This window comes from Cellulomonas sp. P4_B5_2 (assembly GCF_056402235.1).
This window is the reverse complement of record NZ_JBFUHU010000299.1, coordinates 1-4655: the sequence shown is the minus strand read 5'-3', so window position 1 is coordinate 4655 and position 4655 is coordinate 1. Positions and strand designations below refer to the sequence as shown.

The following is a 4655-nucleotide window of genomic DNA, read 5'->3' as shown; positions in this document are numbered from 1 at the left end:
CCCGCGTGCCCGCCGCCCCGGTCGCCCCGCGCGGGCCCGGGCAGGTGATCGCGATCGTCGGCGCCCAGGAGGACGCCGACGCCGTGGCTCTCCTGCTCGCCGAGCGGCTGCGCCTCGAGCGGTCTGCCGTGGTCGCCACCGGTGCGCGCGCGGCCACCTCCACCGGCCTGGCGCGGGCCGCGGGCGCCCACGAGCTGTCCACCTGGCGCGAGCGGGCGACACGCGCACCGCACCCGGGGATCGTCGCGATCGCCGTGGGACCCGACCCCGCGGACCGGGTCGATGCCGCCGCACTCCTGCGCGCTGCCCGCGCCGACCAGGTGTGGGCCGTGGTCGACGCGCGGACCAAGACGGTCGACGCTGCGACGTGGCTGACCCAGGTGGGTGGCGAGCGCGGTGTCGACGCGGTCGCCGTGCGCGGCCTCTTCGACACGGCCCAGCCCGGCACCGTGCTGGACCTGGGCGTGCCGGTCGCCTGGGTCGACGGCGTGCCCGCAACCACCGTGGCCTGGGCCGCGGCGCTCGGACAGGCCCTCGGACCTGCGGGCGACGCGCCTCGCGGCGCACGAGGGATCGCGGGGTAGGGTCACCGCATGCTCGTGCTCAGCCGTCGCGTGGGGGAACGGCTCGTGATCGGTGACGACATCGTCGTCACGGTCATCGAGGTCCGCAGCGACGGCGTGCGCATCGGGATCGACGCCCCGCGGCACGTGCGCGTGCACCGGGCCGAGGTGCTCGACGCGCTCACCGCCGCCAACGTGGACGCGGTCGCGGCGGACGACCGGACGGCCGCGGCGCTGCGGCGCCTGGTGTCACCCGCCCCGGCCCAGCCGGACCCCTCAGGAACCTCGCCCTCCGACCGATGAGGTCGGACGCCGGGACGCTGGGTCCTCGGCGGGCTGGAGGGCACCGTGGAGGACGTCGACGAGATCGTCCGTGAGTTCCTGGTCGAGAGCTACGAGAACCTCGACCAGCTGGACCGCGACCTCGTGGCGCTCGAGGAGTCGCCCGGGTCTCGTCCGCTGCTGAGCAGCATCTTCCGGACCATCCACACCATCAAGGGCACCAGCGGGTTCCTCGCGTTCGGGCGCCTCGAGCGCGTCGCGCACGCCGGCGAGAACCTGCTGGTCGAGCTCCGCGACGGACGCCGGTCCATGGACCAGCCGACCACCGACGTGCTCCTGCGCCTCACGGACGTCGTGCGCGAGATCCTCGCCGCGATCGAGGCGGACGGCACCGAGGGTGACGTGAGCGTCGACGCCGTCATCGAGTCCGTCGAGGCGGTCCGCGACGGACGCACACCGGCACCGGCCGAGCCCGCGGTCGTCGACGAGCCCGTCGACGAGCCCGTCGTCGAGCCCCTCCTCGCGCCCGCGCCGGGAGTGATCGTCGAGCGGACCCCTGTCGCCCCCGTCGTCCCCACCCAGCCGGCCGCACCCGTCGCCGAGCACCTCCCCGAGGAGGTCGGTGCGCTGCGCAGCGCCGCCGACACCTCCATCCGCGTGGACGTCGAGCTGCTCGACGCGCTCATGCGTCAGGTGGGCGAGCTCGTCCTCGCCCGCAACCAGATCACCCGCCTCTCGTCCGGGACCGACGACGTCGACCTCGCGCGCTCGGCGCAGCGCCTCAACCTCATCGCCGGTGAGCTGCAGGAGGGCGTCATGAAGACGCGGATGCAGCCCATCGAGCACGTGTGGTCCAAGATGCCGCGCATCGTGCGGGACCTGGCCGCCGCGTGCGGCCGCGAGGTCCAGCTGGAGATGACCGGTGGCGACACCGAGCTGGACCGCAGCCTGCTGGAGGCGGTCAAGGACCCGCTGACCCACCTGGTGCGCAACGCGGTCGACCACGGCATCGAGCCGTCCGGGCAGCGCGTCGCGGCCGGCAAGCCCGCCCGGGGCGTGCTGTCGCTGCGGGCGTACCACGCGGGCGGGCAGGTCGTGGTCGAGGTCGCCGACGACGGCCGGGGCATCGACCCCGAGCGGGTCGCGGCGAAGGCCGTCGAGAAGGGTCTGCGCACCCCCGACCAGCTCTCGACGGTCAGCAACGCCGAGCTGCTCCAGCTGCTCTTCCTGCCCGGCTTCTCCACCGCCGAGGCGGTCACGAACGTGTCCGGCCGCGGGGTCGGGATGGACGTCGTGCGCACCAAGGTCGAGGCGATCGGCGGCACCGTCGACGTGGACTCGACCGTCGGCTCCGGCACCGTGTGGCGCCTGCGCATCCCGCTGACGCTGGCGATCATGCCTGCGCTCACGGTGGAGTGCGCCGGGGACCTGTACGCGGTGCCGCAGGTCAACCTGCTCGAGCTCGTCGCGCTCGACGGGCAGCGTTCGGGCTCCGGGATCGAGTACGTGCACGCCGCGCCGGTCTACCGGCTGCGCGGCGAGCTGCTGCCGCTGGTGTCGCTCGCGTCGGTGCTCGGGGTCGACGCGGACGGTCCCGCCGAGGGGTCGAGCGTCATCGCGGTCGTGCAGGCCGACCACCAGCGCTTCGGCCTGCTGGTGGACCGGGTGCTGAACACCGAGGAGATCGTGGTCAAGCCGCTGTCGGCGCGCCTGAAGTCGATCGGCGGGTACGCGGGGGCCACCGTGCTCGGGGACGGGCGCGTCGCGCTCATCCTCGACGTACAGGCGATCGCGCGCCGTGCGCTGGTCGGCGAGCTGGAGCAGGTGAGCAGCGAGGCGGCCCGTCGCGCGCAGGAGGCTGCCGCCCGCGCCATGCCGATGGAGCAGGTGCTGGTCGTCGGCATCGGCGGGGGTCGCCGGGTGGCCATGCCGCTCGCGTCGGTGGCCCGCCTGGAGCACGTCCAGGCCGCGCAGGTGGAGCTCGTCGGGGGACGTGAGGTGGTCCAGTACCGCGGCACGATCCTGCCGCTGGCCCGCCTCGACCGGGTGCTCGGGGGCTACGGCGACGAGCTGGGCGAGGAGCTGCTGGTCGTCGTCTACAGCCGCGCCGGGCGCAGCGTCGGCCTGGTCGTGCACGAGATCGTCGACATCGTCGACGACGACGTCGCGCGCCACTCGGACATCGAGGACCACGGCCTGGTCGGCTCGACGGTCCTGGGCGACCGGGTCACCGAGCTGCTCGACGTCCGCACGGCCATCCTGGCGGCGGACCACGCCTTCTACGACACCCCGCCGACGTCCGACGAGCTCGACGGGCTCGCCGGGCTCCCCGGGCACCCCGACCTGGTGGGAGCCGCACGATGAGCCAGTACGTGACGTTCACTCTCGACGGCAGCCTCTACGGGATCGACGTGGTGCGCGTGCAGGAGGCGCTGCGCTCGCACGCCCGGACGCGGGTGCCGCTGGCGCCGCCCACGGTGGCCGGCCTGGTGAACTTGCGCGGTCAGGTGGTCCTCACCATCGACCTGCGCACCCGGCTGGGTCTGTCCGGTCGCGCCGACCTGGCGGAGCCGATGATGGTCGTCGTCCAGGTGGACGGGGAGCCGGTGAGCCTGCTGGTCGACGAGATCGGGGACGTGGTCGAGGTAGGCCCGGGCTCGTTCGAGACGCCGCCCGACACGCTCGACGCCGCCCTGCGCCCGCTCATCCTCGGCGCCCACAAGCTCGAGGGCGGCCTGCTGCTGGTGCTCGACGTGGATCAGGCCGCCGCCGCCTGACGCGTGCTCGGAGCAACCTGTTTGTCCGGGTCTTCACCCGGCTGACTGCTTACCGCGGGGGCGTGCCGACCGATCGGCGGGGTGCAGGCCCACCAGGGGTCTCGCACGAAGAGAGGCACCCCATGTCGACGACCCAGCCTGCGGCCGAGGGCCGGACGACGCGCCGTGGCGCGTGGTTCGCCGACCGGTCGGTCCGGACCAAGATCCTCGCCCTGACCGCGATCTTCGCGCTCACGTCCGCGGGATCCGGCGTCTACGCGCTGATCACGATGGAGCAGATGGCGGCCCAGACCGAAGAGCTCTCGACGACCGTGACGACGATCATGGCGCCGCTGAGCACGGTCCACCAGGACCAGCTCAAGGCCCGCATGATCGTCGCCCAGCTCGGCGCGACGCGCAGCCCGGAGGCCCAGGAGCACTGGCTCCAGGAGCAGGTGGACAACGACGCCGAGATCGACGCGGCCATCGCGGAGTTCGAGGCGGCGGGCGGCGACGTGGTGCCCACGTGGGCCGACTTCCGCTCGGGCTTCGACGCCTGGCGCACCGCCCGGGACGAGCAGCTGGTCCCGGCCGCGACCAGTGGCGACAGCGCGCTCTACGAGCAGGTGCTGAACGAGGTCACCGAACCCCTGAAGTCCACCTACGTCGACGCGCTCGACGCCGCGGCAGCTGCCGGCGACGAGTACGCACAGGGCATCGCCGACGAGGCGCGCGCCGAGGCGGACACGGCCTCGACCGTGCTCATCGTGACGCTGCTGCTGGCGATCATCGGGTGCACGGCCCTGGGTGCCGTGGTCGCCGGGGCGATCCGCAAGTCCGTGCAGCGGGTCCAGGGGTCGCTCGAGGCGCTGGCCCGCGGCGACGTGACCGTGCGTGCCGACGYGCACAGCCGCGACGAGATCGGCCGCATGGCCACCTCACTGACCATCGCGCAGGACTCGCTCCAGCGGACCCTGGCCGGTGTGGTGGAGACGTCGGAGACGGTGGCGGCGGCGGCGGAGGAGCTGTCGGCGTCGTCGGGTCAGGTGGCGGC

General features: G+C 73.8%; 5 protein-coding genes. All 5 read left to right on the top strand.

The features are described from left to right. Positions 1-584, top strand: a 584-nt coding sequence (locus AC1DUQ_RS17920) for a hypothetical protein (protein ID WP_477074264.1), incomplete at its 5' end; no start/stop codon positions are given. Between the two features lie 9 nt (positions 585-593). Further along, positions 594-866, top strand: coding sequence for a carbon storage regulator CsrA (gene csrA, locus AC1DUQ_RS17915; RefSeq protein ID WP_477060058.1), 273 nt, complete (start codon positions 594-596; stop codon positions 864-866). A gap of 45 nt (positions 867-911) precedes the next feature. Next, a complete protein-coding gene (locus AC1DUQ_RS17910; protein WP_477074263.1) occupies positions 912-3209 on the top strand; it encodes a chemotaxis protein CheW in 2298 nt (765 codons plus the stop codon). After that, a complete protein-coding gene (locus tag AC1DUQ_RS17905) occupies positions 3206-3622 on the top strand; it encodes a chemotaxis protein CheW (RefSeq protein ID WP_477060060.1) in 417 nt (138 codons plus the stop codon). Before AC1DUQ_RS17910 ends, AC1DUQ_RS17905 begins: the two co-directional genes overlap by 4 nt. A 122-nt stretch (positions 3623-3744) precedes the next feature. After that, positions 3745-4655 (top strand): MCP four helix bundle domain-containing protein (locus AC1DUQ_RS17900; protein WP_477074262.1); only part of this gene is annotated, 911 nt, incomplete at its 3' end.

Coding starts and splice junctions, on each gene's coding strand:
- AC1DUQ_RS17905 (WP_477060060.1), top strand. CDS start 3,206: ATGAGCCAGTACGTGACGTTCACTCTCGACGGCAGCCTCTACGGGATC.
- csrA (WP_477060058.1), top strand. CDS start 594: ATGCTCGTGCTCAGCCGTCGCGTGGGGGAACGGCTCGTGATCGGTGAC.